Genomic DNA, 25,326 nt, shown 5'->3' on the forward strand with positions numbered 1-25,326 from the left:
CTGCGCCCATGCGCGGGCGGCTCGTGCCACCATCATCCGGGCGGTGACTGGTGATACGAGATCAAAAAGAGACAGACGGCAAGCACGACGTGAGCGGGAACGAAGCCGCTGGCGCGGTCGGCGCTGCCTCTGACGCGCGCCTGACCAGCGAGAACGCCGCCCCTGTGGCATCCGCGACCGCCGACGCGGTCGCCGTCGTCCCGGGCGCGGCGGCCGCCGAGGGCACCGCGGCCGGGCCGGCCGCCGTCGCCAGCGCGGCCGGCACCCCCCAGGGCCAGGACGACGGCGACCGGCCCGAGGAAAAGCCCTCGACCCGCCCCGCTGAGCCCGTTGAGCCCGCGGAGCCCGCCCGCGGCGGGCCGGACGGGGCGCCGGCCGCCGGGAACGTCCCCGGGACTGCCGGCGGGAACGAGGCGAAGGTCACACCCCCCACCAGTGACGGCGACGCCTCCCCGGACGCGGACGCGGACTCGGACGCGGGCGCCGACGACCCCCGCCACGCCGAGGACTGCCCGCACACCGACCCGGTGGCCCGCGACGAGCCGCTGCTGCCCGCGCGCGTGCACCGGCCCGTCGACCTCATGAGCTTCCTGTTCGGCGTCCTCGGCATCGCGCTGGTGCTGGGCATCGCCGGCTTCGCCCACGCGACGACCTCCGGCGTGGAGCAGGACATCGCCCAGGGCGCCACGCACGCGCCCGAGCCGCTGATCACCATCGCCGGGCTGCTGGCGACGGTGGCGGTGCTCATCGTGCCCGTGGCGTTCGCCGTGGAACGGCTGATCAAGCGGGACGGGCTGCGCATCGCCGACGGTGTGCTCGCGGCCGTCCTCGCGCACGGCGTCTCCCTCGCCACCGACCTGTGGGTCTCGGACGCGGCGCCGGCCGCGATCCGGGACGCGCTGACCCGGGACGCGCCGGGCGGCGGTCTGACCGACCCGGTCCACGGCTATCTCGCGCCGGTCATCGCCTACATGACCGCGGTCGGCATGGCGCGCCGCCCACGCTGGCGGGTGGCGCTGTGGTCGGTGCTGTTCCTGGACTCCTTCGCCGTACTGATGGGCGGCTACACCACGCCGTTCTCGATCGTCGTCACCGTGCTGATCGGCTGGACGGTGGCCTACGGCACGCTCTACGGCGTCGGCTCGCCCAATGTGCGTCCGACGGGCCAGAACCTGCTGGCGGGCCTGCGCCGGGTCGGTTTCGCGCCGCAGACGGCGGTGCGGGCGGAGGACGAGTTCCCGGACTCCCCGGAGTCGGAGCGCGGCCGCCGCTACCTGGTGACGCTGGAGGACGGCCCGCTGCTGGACGTCACCGTGGTGGACCGCGAGCAGCAGGCGCACGGCTTCTTCTACCGCATGTGGCGCCGGCTCCAGCTGCGCGGCATCACCCAGCGCCGCAGCCTCCAGTCGCTGCGCCAGGCGCTGGAGCAGGAGGCGCTGCTCGCCTACGCCGCCATCTCCGCCGGGGCGAACGCCCCCCGGCTGATCGCCACGTCGGAGCTCGGCCCGGACGCGGTGATGCTGGTCTACGAGCACATGGGCGGCCGCTCGCTGGACGCCCTGCCCGACGCGGAGATCACCGACGGGCTGCTGCGCGGCGCGTGGGAGCAGGTGCGGTCGCTCCAGTCGCGGCGTATCGCGCACCGCAGGCTGGTCGGCGAGTCCTTGCAGATGGATCGTTCCGGCAAGGTCTTCCTGACCGATCTGCGCGGCGGGGAGATCGCGGCCGGCGACCTCGTGCTCCGCATGGACGTGGCGCAGTTGCTGACCACCTTGGCGCTGCGCGTCGGCCCGGAGCGCTCGGTGGCCTCCGCCGTGGCCGTCCTGGGCCCCGACGCGGTCGCCGACTCGCTGCCCCTGCTGCAGCCCATCGCGCTGAGCCGCACCACCCGTGCGACGCTCAAGCAGCTCGCCCGGGAGCGGGCGCAGCGCGAGCGCGATGCGGTGCTCGCCGCCTCCAGGGCGCGGCGGATGGCCACCGGGGAAGCGGGAGCCGAATCCGACCAGGCCGATCAGGCCGGTCGGGCCAAGGAGACCGCCAAGGAGACCAAGGCGGCGCGGCGGGCCGAGAAGAAGGCCCTGGAGGACGCGCTGGAAGAGGCCCGCGAGGAAGACCTGCTCACGCGTATCCGGCACCAGGTGCTGCTGATCCGTCCGCAGGCCCCGGTGGAGCCGGTGCGGCTGGAGCGGGTGCGGCCGCGCACCCTGGTGAGCATCATCGCCGGCGCCTTCGCCGCGTACTTCCTGCTCTCCCAGATCAGCAGCATCGACCCGGCGACCCTGCTGGCCGAGGCGAACTGGGGCTGGATCATCGTCGCGGTGCTCGCGTCCGCGGCGAGCTATGTCGCGGCGGCGATGGCGCTGTCCGGCTTCGTGCCGGAGAAACTGTCGTTCCTGCGGACGACGCTGGCCCAGATCGCGGGATCGTTCGTGAAGCTGGTCGCGCCCGCCGCCATCGGCGGTGTGGCGCTCAACACCCGCTACCTGCAGAAGTCCGGGGTGCGGCCGGGGCTGGCGGTGGCCAGTGTCGGCGCCTCGCAGCTGATCGGCCTCGGCTCGCACATCATGCTGCTGGCGGTCTTCGGCTACATCACCGGCACCGAGAAGACCCCGTCCCTGTCACCGTCCCGGACGGTGATGGCCGGCGTGCTGACCGTCGGGGTGCTCTTCCTGATCGTCACCGCGGTCCCGTCGCTGCGGCGCTTCGCGTCCACACGGATCAGGGCGCTGTTCGCCGGTGTGGTGCCGCGCATGCTGGACGTCCTCCAGCAGCCGCTGAAGCTCACCACGGGCATCGGCGGCACGCTGCTGCTGACGCTCTTCTTCGTGCTGTGCCTGGACGCCAGCGTCCGGACCTTCCACGGCGAGGTGAACTTCGCGGCGGTCGCCGTGATCTTCCTGGCCGGCAACGCACTGGGCTCGGCCGCGCCGACCCCCGGCGGCCTCGGGGCGGTCGAGGGCGCGCTGATCGCGGGCCTGACGACCATCGGGCGGCTGGACTCCGCGACGGCGACCTCGGCGGTCCTGCTGTTCCGCGTGCTGACCTTCTGGCTGCCGGTGCTGCCCGGCTGGCTGGCGTTCACGCAGCTCACCCGACGGCAGGCGTTGTGAACCCGGCCCACTGACAGAAAGTGTCAGTGGGCCGCCCCTACGGTGCCGCCATGGAGATCTCGCACATCGTCGAACTGCGCCAGTACACGCTGCACCCGGGCGGACTCGGCACCCTTCTCCCGCTCTTCGAGCGGGAGTTCGTCACCGGCCAGGAGGCCGCGGGCATCCGCGTCGGCGGGCGCTTCCGCGACCTGGACGCCCCGGACCGCTTCGTGTGGATGCGCGCCTTCCCGGACATGGCGGCCAGGACCCGGGCCCTCCAGGCCTTCTACGGCGGCCCGGTCTGGCGGGCGCACCGCACCGAGGCCAACGCCACCATGGTCGACTCGGACGACGTCCTGCTGCTGCGCGGCCCCGGCTACCGCGTACCGGACGACGCGGGGCTGGTCGTCGCGACGATCTGCCACCCGGCCGATCCGGCCGGGTTCACGGCCCCGCCGTCCGCCCTCGCGGTGCACCGCACCGAGCACGCCGAGAACGGCTTCCCCGCGCTGCCCGTGCGCACCGGCGAGGACGTCGTCGTGTGGTTCTCCGCCCACGCCGACGCAGACGCCCACCGGGCGGCCCCGCCCGCGCCGCTGCCGGCCGGCGCCCTGCTGCGGCCGCCGACGGAGCTGCGGCTGGTCCCGGTGCGCGGCCCCCTGGGCTGACCGGGCCCCACCGCCCGGCGCGTTAGCCGAGGATGTCCGCCAGGTCGTAGCCCACCGGTTCCTCCAGTTGTGCGTACGTGCAGTCGGCCGGGTCGCGGTCCGGGCGCCAGCGGCGGAACTGGGCGGTGTGCCGGAAGCGGTCGCCCTGCATGTGGTCGTAGGCGACCTCCAGGACGCGTTCGGGGCGCAGCGGGACCCAGGAGAGGTTCTTGCCCGCGCTCCAGCGGCTCTGGGCGCCGGGCATCCGGCCGCCCGGCTCGGCCTCCGCCCACTCGGCCCACGGATGCCCCTCGACGCCCGTCATGCGCAGCGGCTCCAGTTCCACCGCCAGTTCCTCGCGGCGGCGCATCGGGAAGGACGCGCTGACACCGACGTGCTGGAGCCGCCCGGCGGCGTCGTACAGGCCGAGCAGCAGGGAGCCGACGACGGGGCCGGACTTGTGCCAGCGGAAGCCCGCCAGGACGCAGTCCGCGGTGCGCTCGTGCTTGACCTTGATCATGACGCGTTCGTCCGGACGGTAGCCGACGTCCGGGGGCTTGGCGACGACACCGTCCAGCCCGGCGCCCTCGAACTGCTCGAACCACTGCCGGGCCAGGTCGATGTCGGTCGTGGAGGGCGCCACGTGCACCGGCGGCCGCACCGGGCCGAGCGCGTCCACAAGCGCCTGGCGGCGCCAGCTCTGCGGGTCCGTCATCAGCGAGCGGTCGCCGAGCGCCAGCAGGTCGAAGGCGACGAGGGAGGCCGGGGTGCGCTCGGCGAGCTGCCGCACCCGGGAGTCCGCGGGGTGGATGCGCTCCAGCAGCGCGTCGAAGTCCAGCCGGCCGTCCCGGGCGATGACGATCTCCCCGTCGACGACGCAGCGCGCCGGCAGCGCGGCCCGCACCGCCTCGACGACCTCGGGGAAGTAGCGGGTCAGGGGTTTGCCGGTGCGGCTGCCGATCTCGACCTCGGCGCCGTCGCGGAAGACGATGGCACGGAAGCCGTCCCACTTGCCCTCGTAGAGCATGCCGGGCGGGATCGCGGGCGCCGATTTGGCGAGCATCGGCTTCACGGGCGGCATCACCGGGAGGTCCATGCCGCGATTGTCCGCCCGACAGGCGGTGCACGCCCGTCGGGCCTACGGTGTGCGCATGGGAGAGGCGGTGGCGGCATGGGCGAGGCTGTCGAGCTGACCGTCGGCGAACGGACGGTCCGGCTCTCGAACCCGGGCAAGGTGTACTTCCCCGAATCCGGGTTCACCAAATTGGACGTGGCCCGCTACTACCTCACCGTCGGCGACGGCATCCTGCGCGCGCTGCGCGACCGGCCGACGACCATGGAGCGCTACCCGGACGGCATCGGCGGCGAGTCGTTCTTCCAGAAGCGCGCGCCCAAGAACACGCCCGACTGGATCCCCACGGGCCGCATCCGCTTCCCCTCCGGCCGGTACGCGGACGAGATCTGCCCCACCGAGGCCGCCGCCGTCCTGTGGGCCGCCAACCTCGGCTGCCTCACCTTCCACCCGTGGCCGGTCCGCCGCGGCGATCTCGACCACCCCGACGAGCTGCGCATCGACCTCGACCCGCAGCCCGGCACGGACTTCGCCGACGCGGTCCGGGTCGCCCGCGAGCTGCGCGGGCTGCTGGAGGAGCTGGGGCTGCGCGGCTGGCCCAAGACCTCCGGCGGGCGCGGGGTGCACGTCTTCGTGCCGATCGCGCCGGAGTGGACGTTCACCGGGGTGCGGCGGGCGGCGATCGCCATCGCGCGGGAGATGGAACGCCGGATGCCCGAGCAGGTGACGAGCGCGTGGTGGAAGGAGGAGCGCGGCGAGAAGATCTTCGTCGACTACAACCAGACCGCGCGCGACCGCACCATCGCCTCCGCGTACTCCGTCCGGCCCCGGCCCGGCGCCCCGGTCTCCGCGCCGCTGCGCTGGGACGAGCTGCCCGACGCCCACCCCCGCGACTTCGACCTGGCCAGCATGCCGGTGCGGTACGCCGAGGAGGGCGACGTCCACGCGGACATGGAGGGGCAGGCCTTCCGCCTGGACGCGGTGCTGGAACTGGCCGATCGCGACGAGAGCGACCGCGGGCTCGGGGACATGCCGTACCCGCCGGACCACCCGAAGATGCCGGGCGAGCCGCTGCGCGTGCAGCCGAGCCGGGCCCGCAGCAAGCCCGGTGACGCCACGTCCGACACATCCGGGACCTGACGGCCCTCTTCCCGTCACGGGAACTCTGACGCATCATCAGTCAGCTGCCTGCGCACAACCCGCACAACCCACCGGCGCGCGAACCGGCCGGGCCGGCCGTCGTGCGTCCGACCGGGGAGGGAGTCACCGATCATGCCGCGCGTTGCGCCCGGGACGGCCGGGTCGGCTACGGCATCTTTGAGCTCGGCAGCATCGGCCGCCACACCCCCAGCGGTTCCACCGGCAAGGAGGCCCTGTGACCACGGTGCGCACGACCACCCGTGACCCCGAACTGCTGTGCCGCCAACTCGATCACTGGCTGAACGCCAAGCACCCCGGCGCCCGCTGCCGGAACGTGCGCGTGCCCGCCGCCGTCGGCCCGTCGGGCGAGACCGTCCTGTTCGACCTCGCCGTCCCGCACCCCGCCGGCACCGCTCGGCAGCGGGTCCGGCCCTGCGTGCTGCGGCTGGCGGCGGACCCCGAGGCGTCCGCGGCCCTGCCGTCGTACGACATGGCCGCCCAGTACCGCACCCTCCAGACCGTCGCGGCACGCACCCGCGTCCCCGTCCCCGAGCTGCTCTGGCTGGAGCCCGACCCGGAGCCCCTGGGCGCGCCGTTCTTCGTCATGGAGCGGGTCGACGGGCGCGTCCCGCCGGACGTCATGCCCTACACCTACGGCTCCAACTGGCTCTTCGACGCCACGGAGGAGGAACGGGCACGGCTGGAACGCGCCACGGTGGACGTGCTCGCGCAGATCCACTCGGTGCCGGCGGAGGGCGGGCTGCGGGAGCACGTCGAGGCGCAACGCGCCTTCTACGCCCGGGTCGTCGAGGGACGGGCCCCCTCCCCCGTGATCGAGCGGGCCTTCGCCCGGCTGGCGGACATCTGGCCCGCCGACCCCGGGCCGTCCGTGCTGAGCTGGGGCGACGCCCACATCGGCAACATCGTCTACGACGCCGACTTCGCGCCCGCGGCCGTACTGGACTGGCAGATGAGCGGCGCCGGGCCCCGCGAACTGGACCTGGCCTGGCTGGTGCACCGGCACCGCTGCTTCCAGGAACTCGCGACCGCCTCCGGCTTCCCCGGTCTGCCCGGCTTCCTGGACGGCGGCCGGATCGCGGGGATCTACGCGGAACTGACCGGGCACACCCCCCGCGACCCGGAGTTCCACACGCTGTACGCGGCCGTGCGGCACGCCGTGCTGATGCTGGACGAGGGCTACCGGCAGGTGGCCGCCGGGGAACGCGAGCTGCCGGCCGACCCGGACGAGCTCGTCCTGCACCGCGGATCGCTGGAGGCGCTGACCGCGGGCCGCTGACGCGGGCGCGGGATCGGGATCGGGCCGCGACGGTGTGGGCCGTCGCGGCCCGAGCGGATAGGGTGACGCGTCCATGAACAGGGTTGGGGAGAAGACCTGGTGAAGCGGCATCCGACGTCCGTGCCCGCCGCAGTGGGCGCGACCGTGCTCCTGACACTGGCTCTGCTGACGGGGTGCAGCGGCCGACCCGTCGACCGGGCGGCCACGCCGAGTGCCTCCCCGTCGGCGCCGGGGACGGCGATCACCGCTGAGCGCGTGAAGTCGGCACTGGAGGCCCGCCTCGGCGCGAACGAGGCCCGGTTCGGCTCCGGCACGGGATCGCCCTGCTCGACCTCCTCGGCCCGGATGTTCGCCGCCGACTGCGGCCTCGCGGCGCGGGCCGCGGGAGCCGACGCGTCGTTCGCCCTGGAGCAGATCGAGGGGCAGCGCGGTTTCGCCACGCTGCGCACGGTGGCGCAGAAGCTCCGTACCGCCGTCGCCTCGTACGAACGGCTCGGCTGCGCCGGCGACCCGGCCCCGGCCGCCACCCGTCATGCCTGCCTCGCCCCCGCGGCCGTCATCGCCCAGGGCTTCCCCGACCTCCGCGACGGCGCCAACCTGGGCCTGCGCGGGGCGTAGGGCCGAGGCTCCGCGGTCCCGCGGTGAACCGGTCAGCGTCCCGCCAGGTCGGACGGCATCCGGCTACGCGATCTTCCCCACGGACGCTCTTGTAGTCTCTGCGAAGGTCGCACGGGACTCATGGGGATGGTGGGGGCTTTGACGGGGTGGGGGCGCGGCACAAGGGTGTTGTGCGGGCTCGGATTCGGGCTGGCCGCCCTCGCGATGGCGGCCGGCTGCTCGTCGCACGGCGACAGCCCGAGCGCTGAGCCCAACGGTATCGAGGGGCAGTCGGTGGACCGCATCCTCACCCGCGTGGACAGCGCGCTGGACGCGACGTCGGTGCACTTCGTGCAGGCGCTGGGCGGTCGCCGGATCAGCGACGTCCAGGCGCTGCACGGCGGCGACAACTGCACGGGCCTGCTCACCGACGAGGACGGCTTCGCCTGGCACTTCACCACTCTCGGCGCACAGACCTGGATCACCCCCCAGCGGCGCAGCGCGAAGCTGGCCGACCGCACGGGCACCCCGGTGGAGCCGGGGCGATACCTGCCGGTGGAGCTGGACTCGCCCGGATACGCCGGAAAACTGGCCCGGTACACCAGCGGAGCATGCCATCCGCGCTTCTTCGCCATGAAGCAGCAGCACTTCACCCTGATCAAGGGTGCCGAGACCCGCGTGAACGGGCGGCCGGTCCTGGCACTGAAAGCCACGCAGGGCAGTGCGAGGAGCACCGTGTATCTCGCCACCACCGGTGAGCCGGTGCCGCTGCGGACCGAAAGCCACGTCGGGAAGGACGACTTCACCACGACGTGGGAGGACTACGGCGTCAGACCCCGGATCACCAAGCCTGCGACGGCGAAGATCCTTCCCCCCTTGTCCTGAGCCCGCCCGGCACTCCTCATCGACCCTCCCGCCGGATCCGCCTAGCATCGCGGCAGTCTCTGGGGAGGAAACATGGGTTACTCGGGCGATTTCGTTCTGGCGCGCAGCGATTCCTCGTTGCGGGACCTGCCGGTATTCGATGACCCGGAGTGGTGCATCGAGGAGCAGGCCGATTACTTCCACGAGTGCCGGCCGCGCCCCGGTGGCTGGCAGACACTGCAGGTGAACGACTGTCTGCCGGAGAACGACGACGACCGGTGGCTGCACCGGCTGGTCGCGGCGACCGGCTCGCCGGTCATGATCGCAAGCGTCATGGACAGCGATGTCTGCTACGTCCGCGGTCTCACCCCGTCCGGGGTGGCCTGGGCGACCTTCCTTGATCCGGTCATGGCTGCCGACTACGAGGTGACGGTGCCGCCGCATTCGGAGGATGAGGCACCACGGGGGGAGACCGACCAGGGCAGGAGGGTCCGCTTGTTGCTCGCGAACGTGCCCAAGGCAGCCGAGCAGATAGCCCTTTGGGCGGCCGAGGGCGGGTTCACCGCGGATCGGGAAGCACTGCGTGCGGTCTTGGCCAAGAGGGCGGACCCGTTCGTGGAAGACGTTTTCTTCGAGCTGGTCGATGCCTGCGGACTGCCGCTCGCCGCGCCCGTCGGGGAGGATCCCCCAGCCACAGACCTCCCCGTGCACCCGGGCCACCGCCCCGAGCAGCACTGCCCACGCGGCGCGAGACTGGAAGCCGCGGTGTTGAGCCTTCCCCGTGACGGCGTCATCGTGTTGGGGTGTGCCGTGGAGGCGGACTGCTTCGCCCAGGTCTGGCTTCGGCCCGACGGCACCTACGAACTCGAATACCGTGATCGCAGTCCTGCCGAGCACTACCAGACACGGACAGTCTCAGCGGACAAGGTCGTCGCGGCTCTGGCGGGCTGGGAGGCGGGCGGGATCGCCTGGCGGGATGCCTTCCAGTGGAACTCGATCGGCTCCTGGTTCAGCGACTCCTAGCCACGCGCGGGTTCACCGGGAGTGCGGCATTCACTGCTGCGGACCTCGTATGGAGACCGCACCGAGGCTGCGCCGATGCCATGGGCCAATGATCCAGCGGCTGCCGTCGAGGCGGCGGCCGCGGCCGCTACGATCTTGCCCAGACGATTGGGGAGGAAAATCTTCGTGGCTATGGGACTCGCAGGGCTGCCCGACAGAGAGTGGATGATCAAGGACGCGAAGGGCCGGAAGTACAACTACGACTCGGAAGAAGAAGCGTTCGAGGAACTCCCCGAGTACGGTGAGGGCGCCACGGTGTGGACCCGCGAGGTCTATCGAGCGTTGTTCGTGACCAAGTCGATCGACGGCTGGAAGCAAGTCCCCAACTCCCGCGTATAGCCTGCCCCTTGCCTCCCCGAGCGATCAGGACGAGCTGATGTCGCTGATGACGGCGGACTTCTGCAGGCGGAACGAGACCGCGATCGAACTTGTGAAGCGTGTGTCGCCACGTTGAGCGCAACGGCGGGGCCGTCTCCGGGCCGTGGAAGGTAAACCTGCGCTGACCAGCGTTGACCACCAGTGAGGGCGTCAACGCTGGTCAGCCGGCTATTCGGGTCGTGAGCCCCACTTCAGCGAAGTGGGGCTTAATAGACGGGCTTCTCCGGCTCGATCGTGTTGACCCAGCCGATGACGCCGCCGCCGACGTGGACCGCGTCGGCGAAGCCCGCGGACTTCAGGACGGCGAGGACCTCGGCGGAGCGGACGCCGGTCTTGCAGTGCAGGACGATCTTCTTGTCCTGGGGCAGGTCCTGGAGGGCGTTGCCCATCAGGAACTCGTTCTTGGGGATCAGACGGGCGCCCGGGATGGAGACGATCTCGTACTCGTTCGGCTCGCGGACGTCGATGATGTCGATGTTCTCGCCGTCGTCGATCCACTCCTTGAGCTGCTTGGGAGTGATCGTGGACCCCATGGCCGCCGCCTGTGCCTCCTCGGAGACGACGCCGCAGAAGGCCTCGTAGTCGATGAGTTCGGTGACGGTGGGGTTCTCGCCGCAGACCGCGCAGTCGGGGTCCTTGCGGACCTTGACCTGGCGGTACTGCATCTCCAGGGCGTCGTAGATCATCAGCCGGCCGACCAGGGGCTCGCCGGTGCCGGTGAGGACCTTGATGGCCTCGGTGACCTGGATGGAGCCGATGGACGCGCACAGCACGCCCAGCACGCCGCCCTCGGCGCAGGAGGGGACCATGCCCGGCGGCGGGGGCTCCGGGTAGAGGCAGCGGTAGCAGGGGCCGTGCTCGGACCAGAAGACCGAGGCCTGGCCGTCGAAGCGGTAGATGGAGCCCCAGACGTACGGCTTGTTCAGCAGCACGCAGGCGTCGTTGACCAGGTAGCGGGTCGCGAAGTTGTCCGTGCCGTCGACGATCAGGTCGTACTGGCTGAAGATCTCCATCACGTTGTCGGCCTCGAGCCGCTCCTCGTGAAGGATCACGTCGACGTACGGGTTGATGCCCTTGACGCTGTCGCGGGCGGACTCCGCCTTGGAGCGGCCGATGTCGGCCTGGCTGTGGATGATCTGGCGCTGCAGGTTGGACTCGTCGACCTCGTCGAACTCCACGATGCCGAGCGTGCCGACACCGGCGGCGGCGAGGTACATCAGGGCCGGCGAGCCGAGCCCGCCGGCGCCGACGCAGAGCACCTTGGCGTTCTTCAGCCGCTTCTGCCCGTCCATCCCGACGTCGGGGATGATCAGGTGGCGGGAGTACCTGCGGACCTCGTCGACGGTGAGCTCGGCGGCCGGCTCGACCAGGGGTGGCAGCGACACGGGGACTCCGTTTGTCGATCGATCACTACGGGTGGTTCTACCCGTAACACTGCCACGCCCGTCTTCATTCCAAGACCGCCGTCCCGAGGACCGAGACGCGATCCGGTCACATACTGGGCGGCGGCTGGCTCTGCAGCAGCCGCGACGCCTCGGCCCAGTACGCGGGCAGCCCCTCCCAGGCCGCGTGGTCGGTGCGGTCGGTGAAGTAGACGGTGGCGGCGCCCTGCCAGCGGGCGATCCGCATGGCGTTCTCCAGGTGCGGGGCGGGGACGCCGTGCACGAGGTGGCAGAAGCGCTCGGGCGGGTGGGCCGCGGTCCACTCCGGTGCCTCAGACCAGCGGTACTGGGTCCAGGGCCCGGCGAACGTGACGAGCTGGTCGGCGATCTCGGCGTAGCCCTCGTAGGGGTGGCTGCCGTGGCCGAGGACCACATGGCCGCGGCTGCCGCCCTCGACCGCGAGCAGGGCGCGCAGCGTGGTGATCAGCCGCCGGCAGTCCTGGAGCTCGGCGGAGGTCGTCGGGGCCCGGTCGACGTAGAAGCCCTCGACCCGGTACCAGTCCAGGAAGCGGTGCGCGTCGGCGACGAGCTGCCCGAAGGGGCGGGCCCCGTGCCGTGCGTCCAGGTAGCCGAGGACGGGTACGGCCGCGTCCCGCAGCCGCACGGCCGCGTCGGTGTACAGGGGGTCCACGCGGCTGCCGGGCCCCCGGGAGACGTTGACGACCACCCAGTGCAGCGGTGCCTCGGGGCGGGCCAGTTCGGCCCACTCCGTGGGCGCGACCAGCGGGTGCGCGTACGCGGGCACGCCGAAGCCGAGCCCGTCGCAGCGGCCGATCGGCCGGCGAGTTCCGGCCGAGGTCAGACCCGGCATGCCGCCTCCATCCAGACGTCGGCGAGTGATTCCTCGAGGGCGATCCTGGGCCGCCAGCCCAGGCGGTCGCGCGCGGTGCGGACGTCGGCCTGCTGCCAGGCCCCGCAGCCGTCGGGGTAGTGCGGCGGGCCGCCGCCGGCGATCTGCGGCTCCTCGACCTCGTGCAGCGCGCCGGTGTAGCCCGCCGCGGCCGCCAGGCCCGCGGCGACGTCGCGCAGCGGGACCGCGCGGCCGGTGCCGATGTTGACCATGCCCTGCGCGGCGGACAGCGAGGCGGCGTGCACGGCACGGGCCACGTCGCGGACGTCCACGAAGTCGCGCTGCACGCCCAGCCCGGTGAGCTTGAGCTCCCCGTCGCCGGTCTGCATCGCCCGGCGCAGCGCCTCCGCGAGGCGGCCGATGGGCGACGCGGCGGGGGTGCCCGGGCCCACGGGGGTGAACACCCGCAGGACGACGGCGTCCAGACCGGACCCCAGCACCAGTTCGGACGCGGCGAGTTTGCTGACCCCGTACGGGCCGCCCGGCCGGGGCACCGCGTCCTCGGCGGTGGAGCTGCCGGCGGGCGAGGGCCCGTACTCGGCGGCGCACCCGACCTGCACCAGCCGCGCCGAGGTGGCGCTGCGGCGCATGGCCTCGCAGACCGTGGCCACCGCGATCGTGTTGTGCCGGGTCAGTTCGCGGGCGCCGCCCCGGATCGCGCCCGCGCAGTTGACGACGACGCCGGGGTGCACCGCGTCCATGAAGCGGGCGAGCGCCCCCGGGCTCCCCGACGACAGGTCGAAGCGCACGTCCGCGTCGTCGCTGCGGCCCAGCGCGGTGAGCTGCACGGCGGGGTCGGCGAGCAGCCGTTCCGCCACATGACGGCCGACGAATCCGTCGGCCCCGAGCAGGAGGACTCTCATCGCGCGTGCCTCCGCCGGGCGTGCGCTGGGATCGGGGGTCGGTGGTTCATCGTCAGTTGCTCCTTGACTGCTTCTTCGTGCCTCGCGGGGCGGGGCGGGTCATCGCGGGTGCCGCCGCGAAGGTGTGGGCCGAGGCCCGGGACAGCGCGGACAGCGCGTAGGCCGCCAGCGCCGGGGCCGCCGCGGCGCACGCGACGGCGGCGACCGCGGCGGGGGCCAGGGACAGCCGGCCGAGCGGGACCGCGGCCAGGCCCACGGCCTCGGCGGCGCAGGCCAGGCCGGTGGCGACCGCGCCGGCGTCGGGGTAGCCGTGGATCGCCAGCAGGCGGCCGGTGAACAGCAGCAGGGCCAGCGCCGCGGGCCCGGCGAGGGCGGCGGGGGTGAAGGGGGCGCCGACGACGGCGCGGGCGGCGCACAGCAGGGCCGTGACCGCGGTCAGGTGGAGTGCCAGGGTGCCGAGGAGCAGCGGGCGCACCGCGGCCCCGAACTCCTCCAGGCTGCGGCTGCGCAGCAGATGGCCCCGGGCGCGTACGGCGAAGCGGTGCGCGCACCAGGCGGCGGGGGCGAGCGACAGCGCCAGCGCGGTCGTGACGGCCCCCGCGGCCGGCTGCCGGACGCCCTCGGCGAAGGCGGCGAACCCCAGCAGCCAGCAGGCCCACAGGGTGCCGCCGGCGCCGTTGCCGTAGGGGGTGCGCAGCGGCCCGGTGCGCAGCGCGGCGAAGAGCGCGGCCAGCAGCAGCGGGCCCGCGACGGCGACGACCGCGAGCGAGTGCAGGGCGTGCAGCGCCCAGGTGGTCGCCGCGCACACCAGGCCGGGGGCGAGGGTCAGCAGCACCGGGGGCCGTACGGGTGGCTCGGCGGCCGGTTCCGGCTGATCGGCCCGGGGCACCCGGGCGTACAGCTCCTCGGCGAGGGTGAAGACGTCACGATGGCGGAACGAGCCCGCGACCCGGTCGGTGACGCCCTGCGCCTCCAGTCCGGCGACGATCTCCAGCGGGTCCACCGCTTCGGCGCACAGTCGGTGGTGACGGTGCATCAGTCCGCGGACGGGGTCGGCGGGTCCGTGCTTGCGCGGCGGGGTGCCGCCCTTGCGGGCGGCCGGATCGGCGGGGGCCGGGGGCGGCGGCTCGCCCCAGGACGCGCCGGCCGCCGGGGCGGCGGGCCGGTCGTGCCACTGCTCCTGCGGCGCGCGGCTCATGCCTGGTCCTGCCTCTCGGTGCCGGCGAACGCGGGCTCGCGCCGGCGCGCCCAGGTGGGGGTGGCCGTCCAGCGGCCGGGGACGTGCGCCTCGGCGGGCCGGCCGAAGGGCACGGGCGCGCCGTCCTCGTCCCGCAGGGGCCCGTCGCGGCCGGGGGCGTGGGCGACGAGGTCGAGGTAGATCTCCCGGAAGGCGGCGATGTTCTGCTCGACGGTGAAGAGTTCCAGGGCGCGTTCGCGGGCCGCCGCGCCGAGCCGCCGGCGTCGTTCGGGGTCGCGCAGCAGGGTGACGCACGCCTCGGCGAGTGCCCGGGGGTTGCGGGGCGGGACGACCAGGCCGGTGCCGCCGATGACCTCGCGGACGGCGCCGACGTCGGTGGAGACGGTGGCCCGGCCGCAGAACATGGCCTCGACGAGGGAGAGCGGGAAGCCCTCCACGATGCTGGAGAGCACCACCACGTCGCCGGCCGCGTAGGCGTCCGCGAGCCCGGGGGTGCCCGGCGCGCCGAGTTCCTCGAAGGTCACGGGGCTCTCGCCGACGGTCACCGCGTTCGCGGCCTCGTCGGGGAAGAGCTGGGCGGCCAGGGCGCGGCAGTGGTGCAGGTAGCCGGGATCGGCGTCGGCGGCCCGGATGATGCGCAGCCGGGCGCCGGGTTCGGCGCGGCGGACCTCGCCGAAGGCGTGCAGCAGGGCGATCAGGTCCTTGCCGGGCTCGATCCGGCCCACCCACACCAGCGCGGGATCGCCGCCGCCGGTGTCCACGGGGCCGGGAACGGCGCCCTGGTAGCCGGGGTGGACGGTGCGGACGCGCTCGCGGTCGGCGCCGCAGTGCTCCTGCCAGCGCCGGGCGTGGGCGTTGCCGGGGGTGACGAGGGCGGCCTTGCGGTAGGCCTCGCCGGCCAGGCGGCGGTGGAAGGCGGCGAGCAGGGCCCGTACGGGGGCGGGGAGTCCGGCGGCGCGGTGGGCGAGCAGTGTCTCGCGCAGGCGGACGCCGTACTCGGTGATCAGCAGGGGCGTTCCGAAGAACCGTTTGGCCACGAGGGCGGGCAGCAGCGCGGTGCCGCCGGTCACGGCGTGGGCGAGGTCGGCGGCGGCCAGGGCGTCGCCGAACTCGTCGTACCAGGGGGCACTCAGCGGGCGCAACGCGCGCTCCAGCTGGTCGGCGACGGCCATCAGGTCGCCCACGCCCGCGTCGGCCACCAGGGGGCGTGCACCGGGCGCGCGGCAGGCGTCCTCCAGGACGCGCAGGGCGAGTTCGGAGCGGAGCAGCGCGGGGACGCCGCCGTCCTCACGGGCGAGGTCGGCCAGTCCGTAGAGGGCGGAGGCGAAACGGTCCGCCACGCCGTTGGCGCCGACGTCGCCGGCGAGCGTCCCGGCCAGGTCCCGGTAGTGCTCAAGCACCAGGGAGCGGCGCCTGCGCGCCTTCGTCCCGGCGGTCTCGGGCCGGGGGGCGGGGCCCCACAGCGGCAGGGTGCGCACGGCGGTCACCTGCGGCGGCAGCTCCAGCAGCCCGGAGGCGTCGGCGCGTTCGCTGCGGCCGAGCGTGTACACCGCGAACTCGTGGGCGTCGAGCCCGCGCACGAGGCGGTCGACCCAGGCACTCCCCTCGCCCCGCGCATACGGATAACCACCCTCGGTGAGTAATGCGATCCGCACGTCTGCCCCCTCTCGGCACCGGTCTTCTCGGGCGCGATGACCGTATGCCGGTGATGTGCCGGCACGACGGACGGTTGTCCGCCGTGCCACCGAAAGGGGTGAAGAGGCGTAACTTTCGCAAGCGTTACGCGTTTTTACCGAGTAGGCGTTCGCCGACGAAGCGGAGTGCGTCGGGCGCGACCCGGCGCCAGTAGCCGTCGTCGTGTGCGCCGTGGTCGAAGGCGGCCACCGCCGGGTGCACGGCGTCCGCGAACTCCCGTGCGGCGTCGTGGAACGGGTCCTCGCGGCCGCACCACACTCCGACGCGGTCGCCCTTGACCTTCAACTGCCCGGTGTGGCGCAGTGGTTCGTCCGCCTGCCAGTCGATCTGCCCGCGGAACACCCCGACCGTCCGGGCGTCGGTCCAGGTGCGGAACAGCGCCGGGCTCAGCACCGCCACGGCGTCGACGGCGCGGGAGCGGGCGTAGCGCAGCGCGCCGAAGCCGCCCATGGATATGCCGAGCACGGCGCGCGGGGCCCGGCCGCCGAGCCATCCGGGCAGTTCCCGCAGCAGCATGCGCTGCGGGTCCACGCCGCCCGATCCCTGCCAGTACGAGGCCTGGCCCCCGTCGACGGCGACCAGGCGGCAGGGCGGGACGCCGTCCTGCACCGCCTGCGTCAGGAAGCGGGCCATCCCCAGCTCCACCAGGCCGTACGCCGACGAGCCCCGGCCGTGCAGCAGCAGGCAGACCGGCAGCCGGTCCGCCTGGCCGGCGGGGATGCCGTGCGGGTCGACGGTCACCAGCTCCGGACGGCTGCGGGTGGCCCGCGAGGTCACCCGGCGCCGGGTGACCCGCCCTTCCGGCACGTCGGGGACGACGCCGTCCGGGCCGGTCCAGCCCAATTGCCTGCGGAACGCGGCGCTTTCGGGCAGCGCGTCCTCGGCCACCCCCACCATGCCCCCGCCGAGCGCGGCCGCTGTCGCGACCGCGCCCCCCAACATGAACGCCCGCCGCCGCACCTGTGCGCTCCCCTCGCCCCCCGGCCCGCGCACGTCGCGCGGGCCGCGCCCATCCTGCCCCAGGGGCGCGCGGATCACGCCACGCGGGCGCGCTCCGTGCGACGCGCCGCCGCGGCGGCGGGGTCCAGCACCGGTACGGCCGCCAGCAGGCCCCGGGTGTACGGGTGCCCGGGGGCGTCGTAGACCTGGTCGGCGGGTCCGTGCTCCACGATGCGTCCGGCGTGCATGACGGCGACGCGGTCGCTGACCTGGCGCACGACGGCGAGGTCGTGGGCGATGAAGACCAGCGCGATACCCAGCTCGCGCTGCAACTCCCCGAGCAGGGCGACGACCTGGGCCTGCGTGGTGACGTCCAGCGCCGAGACGGGCTCGTCGCAGACGATCAGCCGGGGCTCGGGCGCCAGGGCCCGCGCGATGCCGACCCGCTGCCGCTGCCCGCCGCTGAACTCGTGCGGGTAGCGGTGGTACCAGGCGGGGTCGAGCCCGACCCGTTCCAGCAGTTCGCGCACCCGGGCCACCACGCCCGCGTCGTCGAGGACGCCGGCCGTGCGCAGCGGGTCGGCGATGGACTCGCCGATGCTGCGCCGCGGGTTGAGCGAGGAGACCGGGTCCTGGAAGACCATCTGCAGCCCGGTCCTGCCGCCCTCGCGCCGGATCTCGCCGCCGGTGGGCTCCAGCAGGCCGACGAGCATGCGGCCGAGGGTGGTCTTGCCGCTGCCGGACTCGCCGACGACGCCGAGGGTTTCGCCCGCGCGCACCGTGAGCGAGACGTCGTCGACGGCCGCGAAGCGGGCGCCGCGCCGGCCGAACTCCCGGCGCAGGCCGGTGGCCTCCAGCAGGATCTGCCCACCGCCCGCGTCCGGCGCGGGCGTGCGGGCGTTCTCCACCCGCGGCACCGCCGCCACCAGGTCGCGGGTGTACGCCTGTTCCGGCGCGCCCAGCACCTCGCCGACCGGGCCGCGTTCCACGGCGCGTCCGTCCTTCATGACCAGCACCTGGTCGACGCTGCCCGCGACGACCCCCAGGTCGTGCGTGACGAGCAGCAGGCCCATGCCGGTCTCGCGGCGCAGTTCGTGCAGGAGGTCGAGGATCTGCGCCTGGACGGTGACGTCGAGGGCGGTCGTGGGCTCGTCGGCGATCAGCAGCCGGGGCTCGCATGCCAGTGCCATGGCGATGAGCGCGCGCTGCCGCATGCCGCCGCTGAACTCGTGCGGGCGCGAGCGCGCGCGGCGCGGCGCGTCCGGGATGCCCACCCGGTCCAGCACCTCGACCGCCCGCTGCCGGCCCGCGCGGCGGGAGGCCTTGGGATGGTGGACGCGGTACACCTCGGCGATCTGGTCGCCGATGGCGAAGTAGGGGTCCAGCGAGGACAGCGGGTCCTGGAAGACCATCGCGGCCAGTCCGCCGCGCAGCCGCCGCAACTCGCGTTCCTCCGCGGTCTGCACGTCGACCCCGGCGACCCGCACGGAGCCGCCGATCTCCGCGCCGCTGTCCCGGTGCAGTCCGAGCAGGGCGTAGGCGGTGGCGCTCTTGCCGCTGCCGGACTCGCCGACGACGCCGAGCGCGCCGCCCGCCTCCAGGGTGAAGGAGAGCCCGTCCACGGCGCGGACCGGGCCGGCCCCGGTCGGGAAGTCGATCGTGAGGTCGGCGACCTCGATCAGCGGTGACGTCATGCCAGCACCACCCGTCGGTCGGCCACCGCGTACAGCACGTCCGCGAGGGCGTTGGCGAGTACCACGAAGAAGCCGGTGACCAGCACGAGGCCGACCACCACCGGCAGGTCCTCGGTGCTGACCGAGTCCACCAGGCTCTTGCCGAGCCCCGGGATGCCGAAGAGGGACTCGGTGAGCACCGCGCCGCCGAACATCGTCCCCAGGTCCAGCGCGGACAGCGCGATCACCGAGGGAAGGGCGCCGCGCAGCGCGTGCCGCCCGATGACGGAACGCTCGCGGACGCCGTAGGCGCGCAGTGTGCGGACATGGTCCTCGGCGAGCGTCTCCAGCATGGAACTGCGGGTCAGCCGCGCGTACTTGGCGCTCTCCAGGATGGCCAGGGAGAGCCAGGGCAGCAGCAGGTTCCACGCCCACTGCTCGGGGTCCTCGGTGAGCGGGACGTACGACGGGAAGGGCAGCCAGCCCAGCACCGAGACGAACAGCAGCATGAGCAGGATGCCGATGATGAAGACGGGCACGGCGTTGCCCGCCAGCGTCAGCGCGGTGAGCAGCCGCGCGCCGATCCCGCCGTGGCGCAGGGCGGAGAGCAGTCCGCTGCCGACGCCGATGACCAGCCACAGCACCATCGCGCCCAGCGAGAGCGAGGCGGTGGCCGGCAGGCGCTGGGCGAGCAGCGAGGTGACCTGCTCCCCGCTCTGGTAGGAGAAGCCCAGGCACGGAGCGCCGCAGTGCTCGGTCCCGACGCCGGTGCTGACGTCGGTGCCGGCCACCAGGCCGTGCAGGAAGTGCAGGTACTGCGCGTAGGCCGGGGAGTCCAGGCCGAGTTGCGTGCGGACCTGGTCGACCTGGTCGGCGGTGCACTTGGGCCCGCAGGCCAGCCGCGCCGGGTCGCCGGGCAGGAGGTAGAAGAGCGCGTAGACCGCGACGCTCAGGACGAGGAGGACCACCAGCGCCGAAAGCAGCCGCTGGAGCGCGAACCGGGTCATGGCCATCAGGAACCCGCCTTCTTCTTCCGCCGCCGCGACAGGACGCGGACCCGGCCGGCCGCCCGCGGGTCGAGCGCGGTGCGGACCCCGTCGCCGAGCGCGGTGAACGCCAGGACGGTGACGAAGATCAGCCCGGCGGGCAGCAGCACGTACGTCGGATCGGCCTGGTACCAGGTGGTGGCCGAGGAGAGCATCTGGCCCCAGGAGGGCGTGGGCGGCTTCACGCCGATGCCGAGGAAGGACAGCCCGGCCTCCGAGGCGATGTTGCTGGGCACCAGGAGCGCGGCGTACGTCACCACGGGAGCGGCCAGCGAGGGCAGCAGTTCGCGGCGGGCGACGCGCCAGCGGCCCGCCCCGCCGAGCCGGGCGGCCGCCACGTAGTCCAGGGACTTCAGGCTGAGCGTCTGGGCGCGGACGATGCGGGAGGTGCCGCCCCAGCCGAGCAGGCCGAGGACGAGGACCAGCAGCACCGGGCGCGGGAAGCCGGCGGGGACGATCGCCAGCAGCGCGATGGAGAAGACCAGGGTGGGCAGCGCGAGCATGACGTCGGTGGTCCGGCTGAGCAGTCCGTCCAGGAGGCGGTTGCCGAGTCCGGCGGCCAGGCCGACGCCGACGCCGATGACCACCTGCACGAGGGTCGCGCCGATGCCGATGCCGAGCGAGATCCGGGCGCCGTAGGCGAGCCGGGCGAACAGGTCGCGGCCGGTGCCGGGTTCGACACCGAGCCAGTGGTGGGCGTTCACGCCGCCGAAGGAGCCGAGCGGGACGCCGCCGAGGGCGGAGTCGACGGCCGAGGCGTGGTACGCGTCGGGGTCCTGCCCCTCCAGCGCGGCGAGCAGCGGCGCGGCGAGGGCCACCAGGACGAGCAGGGCGATCACGGCGGTGCCGACGAGGGCCGCGCGCTGGGCGCGCAGCCGTCGCCAGACCTGCCGGGCGCCCGGCGCCGCCCCGGAGGAATCCGGGGCGGCGCCGGGCGTCACCAGGACGTCGGTGGTGGTCACTTGACCGCGACCTGCGAGACGTCGAGGACACCGGTCCAGTCGCTGATGACGATGTTCTTGGCGTCCTTGCCGTACAGGCGCTTGTACACGGGGTACGCCAGCGGCACGGTCAGCGCCTGCTCGCCGATCTTCTTGTCGAGCGCGCCCCAGCGGGTGGCGGCGGCCTGGAGGTCGGTGAGCTTGTTGATCTCGTCGATCTCCTTGTTCACGGCCGGGTCGTCCAGCTGCGCGTTGTTGTAGTTGTAGCCGTCCTTGACGATCTGCCGGCCGTCGAAGATCGGGGCCAGGAAGGGGCCGCCGGACGGCCAGTCGGCACCCCAGCCGGCGAGGAAGAAGCCCGGCTCGGTCTTCAGGGTGTGGATCTTCTCGCTGTAGGCGCTGGACTCCAGGCCCTGGAGCTCGACGGTGATGCCGGCCTTCTTCAGCGCGTCCTGGAGGGCGGTGGCGACCTCGGGACCCTGCTCGTCGCCGCCGGTGGAGTCGTGGGTGAGGGTGACGGTCAGGCCGTTGGGGTAGCCCGCCTCCTTCAGCAGTTCCTTCGCCTTGGCGGCGTTGCCGTTCGCGCCCGCGGGGAACGGGTCGTACGGGGTGTAGCCGAAGGACTTCTGCGCCGGCAGGAAGGTGGTGGCGGGCTCGGCGAGGGAGGAACCGCCCAGGGCGTTGACGACCGTGGTGCGGTCTGTCGCGTAGGCGATGGCCTGACGCACCTTCGGGTTGTCGAAGGGCTTCACCTTCGGGTTGAAGGCGATGTAGTCGGTGTAGCCGAAGTGGCCGGTGCCGACGCGGCTCGCCAGCTCCTTGTCGCCGGTGATCTTGGCGAGCTCGGCGGCGGTGAGGTTGGTGTCGGTGGTGACGGCGGCCGCGTCCTTGCCGGCGCCGGAGGACAGCCGCTGGTTGATCACGGCGGCGGCCAGGCCGGACGTGACGTCGATGCGGTCCGGGTAGGCCTTGCGCTCCTCGTCGGTCTTCGGGTCCCAGTGGGTGTTGCGCTCCAGGACCAGGTGCTCGCCGTCGTTCTGGTTCGACACGACCTTGTAGGGGCCGGACGAGAAGGGGTGGTTCTCGTACTTGGTGCCGGTGTCCTTGGCCTGCGGCACCGGGGCGAAGGAGGTCTGGGTGGCCAGGAACGGGAAGTCGCCCTCGGGCTTGTCCAGGTGGAAGACGATGGTCTTCGCGTCCGGGGTCTCGATGGAGTCCAGGCCGCCCTTGTCCTTGTACGGGCCCTGGTAGTCCTTGCCGCCGGTCAGCCAGTCCCGCAGGTAGGGGGCGCCGCCGGACAGTTCGCCCGCGAAGGACCGCTCGATGCCGTACTTGATGTCGGCGGTGGTGATGGGCGAGCCGTCCTCGTACTTCAGGCCGTCCTTGAGGTGGTACGTCCAGACGGTGGCGTCCGCGTTCGGGGTGCCGGTGTCGGTGGCCAGGTCCGGGACGACCTTGGCGCCCGGGGCGCCGTTCTCGCGGTTGCGGGTGGTCAGGGTACGGAAGACCAGGCCGGGTATGTTGCCGCCGCCGGAGGTGTAGAGCCGGGCGGGGTCGAAGTCCTCCTGGGGCGACTGGTTGAGGACGTAGAGCGTGCCGCCCTTGGCGGGCTTGCCGCCGCCGGTTGCCTTGGCCCCGTTCTCCTCCGGGCCGCACGCGGCGGCGCCACCGGTGATCGCCAGGACGACGGCGGCCGCGGCGAGGCGGCGGGGTGTGACGGACAACTTGGACATCGAGAAGACCTTTCGCGGCTGCGAGGCAAGGGGGCGGGGCGGAAGAAGGCCCGCAGGCAGCGGCGAACGGTCCTGTCGGGAGGACCGGTGAAAGACGTGCGTCAGCACTGCGCCCACGGGCGGATGGCTCCGGGGCGGTGAAGGGGAGGATTCCCGTTACGCGTCCGGCACCGTGGAAGGGCGACACGAGACATCGGCCACACTCTGCCCGTCCACGCCGATGAGCGCCAGCTCGATGCTGGCGTCGGCGTCTGTGGCAGGGCGGTGCTGCGGCATGCCAGAAACATTGAACGATGAATCGCCCGATGTCAAAAAACCTATCCCCGGGGGTAGGGCCAGGCGTTCGGCTTGCAGGTCACTCCGTCGGCGGTCAGGAACTTCGTCTGCTGCATCATCACCGGGGCCAGAGCCCCGTTCTTCGGGCACAGCACGTGGTTGTGGCCGAGCCGGTGCCCGACCTCGTGGTTGATCAGCATCTGGCGGTAGGCGAACATCCTCGCCGGGCCGTACGTCTCCGATCCCTGCGCCCACCGAAAAGCATTGATCATTGTGCGTGGAGTCGACGCCGCGTCACATGACACATTGTCAACTGTGGTGTCCAGACCGGATTCCGCGCACACCTTCGCCGTGGTTCCTGGACTCGCCAGAGTAATGACGATGTCCGCACGGCCCGTTGAAACGCGCTCGAAAGTGCGGGCGCCGTCGTGCGCCCAACTCCGTTTGTCATTGAGCGTCGTGAAAACCGCGTCGGCGAAAAGTCGGCCGTCCAGCGGCAGGCCCTTCTCGACGTCGACCCGCACGCGCAGCAGCGTGCCCGTGCCCGGCGCCTTCTGGTGGCCGCCCACGGTCTGGAAGGCGCCGCCCAGGTGCAGGTCCTTGCCGAGCGGGTACTGCCGGGCCATCGCCTGGTCGTAGGTGAGCGGCGCGACGGCGGCGGACGGCGGGGCCGAGGGGGTCGCCCGGCCCTCGGAACGGGACGCGGAGTCCTCCGCGCCCCGGGAGGGGCCGGGGGCGCCGGCCGTCGCCGGACGCTTCGCGTCGTCGCCGCCGTACAGCTGCCCGGCCACCACAACGGCTAGGACGGTGACCACCGCGGCTGCGGCCGTTCCGGTGAACGCGCGCCCCTTGGCGCCCTTCTTCGGCGCCTCCTCGGCGGGCCCGTCCTCCTCCACCGTCCCGGGGGCCGGCGATGCGACGGCGTCGAAAGCTGCGACGAAGTCCTGCCGCGGGCCGGGTATTCGGCGGTCGGCCGGACGCGGCGCGGTGCGCTGGCGCGGCAGCAGCCCGGCCGGCCGGCGGCCGCCGGTATCGGCGGGGTCGTCGGTGTCGGCGGGGCCTTGGAGGTCCTCCGGGACCAGCCCCGAGTCGGCGAGATCCGCCGGCCGTGCGCCCCGCGGGGTGCGCGGCGGGGCCCAGGATCCGGTCCGGCCCCAGGCGGAGTGCTCCCGGTGCTCTGGGTGCCCGTGCCCCGGGCCCTCCTGCCGGTCCCGGGCGGTGTCACCGGGCCGGAAGCCGTCCCAGCCGCCGGGGGCCGGGGCGTTCGGGCCCGCCGGGCGCGGCGGGACCGTGGTGGCCGGGCCGCCGCGCCTGCGGCGCCCGTTGCCCGAGCCGCCGGGTATGCCGCCGGAGGTGTCGTCGCGGCGGCCGTCGCGGCCGCCCGGTGCGCTGTGCCTGCCCATGCCGTCAGTGATCCGTCCGCGCGTCCGTGCCCGTGGCGTCCAGCAGCTCGCGGAAGGCCCGCGACACCGCGTCCGGGTGCTCCATCATCGCGACGTGCCCGCTGTCGGGGAGCAGCAGCAGCCTCGCGTCCCGGAAGGTACGCGCGGCACGGTACGCCATCCGGGGGGCGACGAGCCTGTCCCGGCCCCCGTACACCAGCAGGGTCGGCGCCAGCACGCGCTCGGCCTGCCGCCACAGATTGTGCTGGCCGCCCAGGGTGTAGGCGTCGATGATGCCGCGCGCGGAACGCGTCAGCGCGTCCCAGAAATAGGGGAGGGCCAGCCGGCGCGCGTATTCCTGCGCGTGCTCGGCGAAGGCCTCCTCGGTCACCTTGCCGGGGTCGCCGTAGCAGAGCGACAGCAGCTGCTGGGTGCGCCGGTCCACCGTCCAGCCCCGGGTCGCCCGGGTGAAGAGCCCGGCCACGCCGGGCACCCCGAGGATGCCGGTCGGCCAGGCACTGCGCTGCGGGGGCACCTCCGGCAGTGCGGGCGAGATGAGCGTGAGGGTCCGGACCAGGTCGGGCCGGGCCGCGGCCACCTTGGTGGCGACCGCCCCGCCCAGGGAATTGCCGAAGAGGTGCACGGGACCGCGCCCGGAGGCCTCCATGAGGCGTACGACCGCGCGCGCGTGCCCCCCGATCGAGTAGTTGCCGTCGTCCGGCGGCGGCGAGTAACCGAATCCGGGCAGGTCCAGGGCCTCGCCGCGGACCCGGTCGGACACCACGCCCATCAGCATCGACCAGTTGAGGGAGGAGCCGCCCAGGCCGTGCACGAAGAGCGCGGGGGGCAGCCGCTCGTCCTCCTCGGAGCGGGCTCGGACGGTCAGCGTCAGACCGGGCAGGGACACAACGCGCACGCTCTCCCCGTCCCCGGCTCTGGGCCCCGCGGGCGGCAGAGGCACGGCGGCAAGTGCGGCTTCGCGGGACTCCGTCGAGGACATGGGGCAATGTTACGAGACGATCACGCGTACGCTTGTGTGTTCGCTCTCACACGCGCCGTCCGGATTTTTTCGTCCCTTCCGTCACTCTGCGGGGGCCGATGACGTCTCCTACGCTCGCAAGAGGGGAACAAGGGGAAAC

Annotated in this window: 21 protein-coding genes; 8 read left to right on the forward strand and 13 right to left on the reverse strand. The window is 73.3% G+C overall.

What is annotated here, in order from left to right:
- The first annotated feature begins 89 nt into the window (after window positions 1–89).
- Both ABZ883_RS19070 and ABZ883_RS19075 read left to right on the forward strand, forming a co-directional pair.
- Window positions 90–3,110, forward strand: a complete 3,021-nt coding sequence (locus ABZ883_RS19070) for a lysylphosphatidylglycerol synthase domain-containing protein (RefSeq protein WP_360907288.1) — start codon at window positions 90–92, stop codon at window positions 3,108–3,110.
- A gap of 50 nt (window positions 3,111–3,160) precedes the next feature.
- Window positions 3,161–3,760: an NIPSNAP family protein gene (locus tag ABZ883_RS19075; RefSeq protein ID WP_360907290.1), complete on the forward strand. Its 600-nt coding sequence runs from the start codon at window positions 3,161–3,163 to the stop codon at window positions 3,758–3,760.
- Between the two features lie 22 nt (window positions 3,761–3,782).
- Here the strand turns inward: ABZ883_RS19075 and ABZ883_RS19080 are convergent, their stop codons facing one another.
- Window positions 3,783–4,835 carry an ATP-dependent DNA ligase gene (locus tag ABZ883_RS19080; protein ID WP_360907292.1) on the reverse strand — a complete coding sequence of 351 codons (1,053 nt, stop codon included), beginning with the start codon at window positions 4,833–4,835 and terminating at the stop codon, window positions 3,783–3,785.
- 75 nt (window positions 4,836–4,910) lie between these two features.
- On the opposite strand from ABZ883_RS19080, the gene ligD reads away from it, so the two are divergent.
- The 6 genes from ligD to ABZ883_RS19110 all read left to right on the forward strand — a co-directional run bounded on the left by ligD (window position 4,911) and on the right by ABZ883_RS19110 (window position 10,110).
- Window positions 4,911–5,951, forward strand: coding sequence for a non-homologous end-joining DNA ligase (gene ligD / locus ABZ883_RS19085; RefSeq protein ID WP_360907294.1), 1,041 nt, complete (start codon window positions 4,911–4,913; stop codon window positions 5,949–5,951).
- Between the two features lie 235 nt (window positions 5,952–6,186).
- Window positions 6,187–7,248, forward strand: coding sequence for a phosphotransferase family protein (locus ABZ883_RS19090; protein ID WP_360907296.1), 1,062 nt, complete (start codon window positions 6,187–6,189; stop codon window positions 7,246–7,248).
- Between the two features lie 99 nt (window positions 7,249–7,347).
- Entirely contained in the window at window positions 7,348–7,866 is a 519-nt protein-coding gene (locus ABZ883_RS19095; RefSeq protein ID WP_360907298.1) for a hypothetical protein, read from the forward strand.
- Between the two features lie 168 nt (window positions 7,867–8,034).
- Window positions 8,035–8,730: a hypothetical protein gene (locus tag ABZ883_RS19100; RefSeq protein ID WP_360907300.1), complete on the forward strand. Its 696-nt coding sequence runs from the start codon at window positions 8,035–8,037 to the stop codon at window positions 8,728–8,730.
- Between the two features lie 72 nt (window positions 8,731–8,802).
- Window positions 8,803–9,732: a hypothetical protein gene (locus ABZ883_RS19105; RefSeq protein ID WP_360907302.1), complete on the forward strand. Its 930-nt coding sequence runs from the start codon at window positions 8,803–8,805 to the stop codon at window positions 9,730–9,732.
- A 165-nt stretch (window positions 9,733–9,897) separates the two neighbouring features.
- Window positions 9,898–10,110 carry a hypothetical protein gene (locus tag ABZ883_RS19110; protein WP_360907304.1) on the forward strand — a complete coding sequence of 71 codons (213 nt, stop codon included), beginning with the start codon at window positions 9,898–9,900 and terminating at the stop codon, window positions 10,108–10,110.
- Between the two features lie 245 nt (window positions 10,111–10,355).
- Here ABZ883_RS19110 and moeZ read toward each other — a convergent pair whose 3' ends face one another.
- From moeZ to ABZ883_RS19170, 12 genes are all read right to left on the reverse strand, one after another.
- Complete coding sequence (gene moeZ, locus ABZ883_RS19115) at window positions 10,356–11,534, reverse strand: adenylyltransferase/sulfurtransferase MoeZ (protein WP_360907306.1); 1,179 nt, start codon at window positions 11,532–11,534, stop codon at window positions 10,356–10,358.
- A 106-nt stretch (window positions 11,535–11,640) separates the two neighbouring features.
- The gene (locus ABZ883_RS19120) at window positions 11,641–12,402 is read right to left on the reverse strand and encodes a spherulation-specific family 4 protein (protein ID WP_360907308.1); all 762 of its coding nucleotides are present in this window, start codon (window positions 12,400–12,402) and stop codon (window positions 11,641–11,643) included.
- Window positions 12,390–13,304, reverse strand: a complete 915-nt coding sequence (locus ABZ883_RS19125) for an NAD-dependent epimerase/dehydratase family protein (protein WP_360907310.1) — start codon at window positions 13,302–13,304, stop codon at window positions 12,390–12,392. Before ABZ883_RS19125 ends, ABZ883_RS19120 begins: the two co-directional genes overlap by 13 nt.
- Window positions 13,305–13,356: 52 nt before the next feature.
- Window positions 13,357–14,502, reverse strand: a complete 1,146-nt coding sequence (locus ABZ883_RS19130) for a hypothetical protein (protein ID WP_360907312.1) — start codon at window positions 14,500–14,502, stop codon at window positions 13,357–13,359.
- Window positions 14,499–16,157: a GT4 family glycosyltransferase PelF gene (gene pelF, locus ABZ883_RS19135; RefSeq protein WP_360907314.1), complete on the reverse strand. Its 1,659-nt coding sequence runs from the start codon at window positions 16,155–16,157 to the stop codon at window positions 14,499–14,501. The genes ABZ883_RS19130 and pelF overlap by 4 nt, the downstream gene beginning before the upstream one ends.
- Before the next feature lie 124 nt (window positions 16,158–16,281).
- The gene (locus tag ABZ883_RS19140; protein ID WP_360907316.1) at window positions 16,282–17,139 is read right to left on the reverse strand and encodes an alpha/beta hydrolase-fold protein; all 858 of its coding nucleotides are present in this window, start codon (window positions 17,137–17,139) and stop codon (window positions 16,282–16,284) included.
- Between the two features lie 92 nt (window positions 17,140–17,231).
- Window positions 17,232–18,830: an ABC transporter ATP-binding protein gene (locus ABZ883_RS19145; RefSeq protein ID WP_360907318.1), complete on the reverse strand. Its 1,599-nt coding sequence runs from the start codon at window positions 18,828–18,830 to the stop codon at window positions 17,232–17,234.
- Window positions 18,827–19,816 (reverse strand): ABC transporter permease, encoded by a 990-nt coding sequence (locus tag ABZ883_RS19150; protein ID WP_360907442.1) that lies wholly within the window; start codon window positions 19,814–19,816, stop codon window positions 18,827–18,829. The genes ABZ883_RS19145 and ABZ883_RS19150 overlap by 4 nt, the downstream gene beginning before the upstream one ends.
- 5 nt (window positions 19,817–19,821) lie before the next feature.
- Window positions 19,822–20,817, reverse strand: a complete 996-nt coding sequence (locus ABZ883_RS19155) for an ABC transporter permease (protein WP_360907320.1) — start codon at window positions 20,815–20,817, stop codon at window positions 19,822–19,824.
- The gene (locus ABZ883_RS19160) at window positions 20,814–22,529 is read right to left on the reverse strand and encodes an ABC transporter substrate-binding protein (protein ID WP_360907322.1); all 1,716 of its coding nucleotides are present in this window, start codon (window positions 22,527–22,529) and stop codon (window positions 20,814–20,816) included. Before ABZ883_RS19160 ends, ABZ883_RS19155 begins: the two co-directional genes overlap by 4 nt.
- Before the next feature lie 317 nt (window positions 22,530–22,846).
- Entirely contained in the window at window positions 22,847–24,208 is a 1,362-nt protein-coding gene (locus ABZ883_RS19165) for a DUF3152 domain-containing protein (protein ID WP_360907324.1), read from the reverse strand.
- 4 nt (window positions 24,209–24,212) lie between these two features.
- On the reverse strand, window positions 24,213–25,187 hold the full coding sequence (locus tag ABZ883_RS19170) for an alpha/beta hydrolase (protein WP_360907326.1): 975 nt from the start codon (window positions 25,185–25,187) through the stop codon (window positions 24,213–24,215).
- Window positions 25,188–25,326 lie beyond the last annotated feature (139 nt).

Origin of the sequence: Streptomyces sp. NPDC046977 (assembly GCF_040644455.1) — a bacterium.
Taxonomy (GTDB): Bacteria; Actinomycetota; Actinomycetes; order Streptomycetales; family Streptomycetaceae; genus Actinacidiphila.

What these genes read in the sequence shown, in the direction of transcription:
- ABZ883_RS19075 (WP_360907290.1), top strand. Translation starts at nt 3,161, where the DNA reads ATGGAGATCTCGCACATCGTCGAACTGCGCCAGTACACGCTGCACCCG.
- ABZ883_RS19080 (WP_360907292.1), bottom strand. Translation starts at nt 4,835, where the DNA reads ATGGACCTCCCGGTGATGCCGCCCGTGAAGCCGATGCTCGCCAAATCG.
- ligD (WP_360907294.1), top strand. Translation starts at nt 4,911, where the DNA reads ATGGGCGAGGCTGTCGAGCTGACCGTCGGCGAACGGACGGTCCGGCTC.
- ABZ883_RS19105 (WP_360907302.1), top strand. Translation starts at nt 8,803, where the DNA reads ATGGGTTACTCGGGCGATTTCGTTCTGGCGCGCAGCGATTCCTCGTTG.
- ABZ883_RS19120 (WP_360907308.1), bottom strand. Translation starts at nt 12,402, where the DNA reads ATGCCGGGTCTGACCTCGGCCGGAACTCGCCGGCCGATCGGCCGCTGC.
- ABZ883_RS19125 (WP_360907310.1), bottom strand. Translation starts at nt 13,304, where the DNA reads ATGAGAGTCCTCCTGCTCGGGGCCGACGGATTCGTCGGCCGTCATGTG.
- ABZ883_RS19130 (WP_360907312.1), bottom strand. Translation starts at nt 14,502, where the DNA reads ATGAGCCGCGCGCCGCAGGAGCAGTGGCACGACCGGCCCGCCGCCCCG.
- ABZ883_RS19140 (WP_360907316.1), bottom strand. Translation starts at nt 17,139, where the DNA reads ATGTTGGGGGGCGCGGTCGCGACAGCGGCCGCGCTCGGCGGGGGCATG.
- ABZ883_RS19145 (WP_360907318.1), bottom strand. Translation starts at nt 18,830, where the DNA reads ATGACGTCACCGCTGATCGAGGTCGCCGACCTCACGATCGACTTCCCG.
- ABZ883_RS19150 (WP_360907442.1), bottom strand. Translation starts at nt 19,816, where the DNA reads ATGACCCGGTTCGCGCTCCAGCGGCTGCTTTCGGCGCTGGTGGTCCTC.
- ABZ883_RS19160 (WP_360907322.1), bottom strand. Translation starts at nt 22,529, where the DNA reads ATGTCCAAGTTGTCCGTCACACCCCGCCGCCTCGCCGCGGCCGCCGTC.
- ABZ883_RS19165 (WP_360907324.1), bottom strand. Translation starts at nt 24,208, where the DNA reads ATGGGCAGGCACAGCGCACCGGGCGGCCGCGACGGCCGCCGCGACGAC.
- ABZ883_RS19170 (WP_360907326.1), bottom strand. Translation starts at nt 25,187, where the DNA reads ATGTCCTCGACGGAGTCCCGCGAAGCCGCACTTGCCGCCGTGCCTCTG.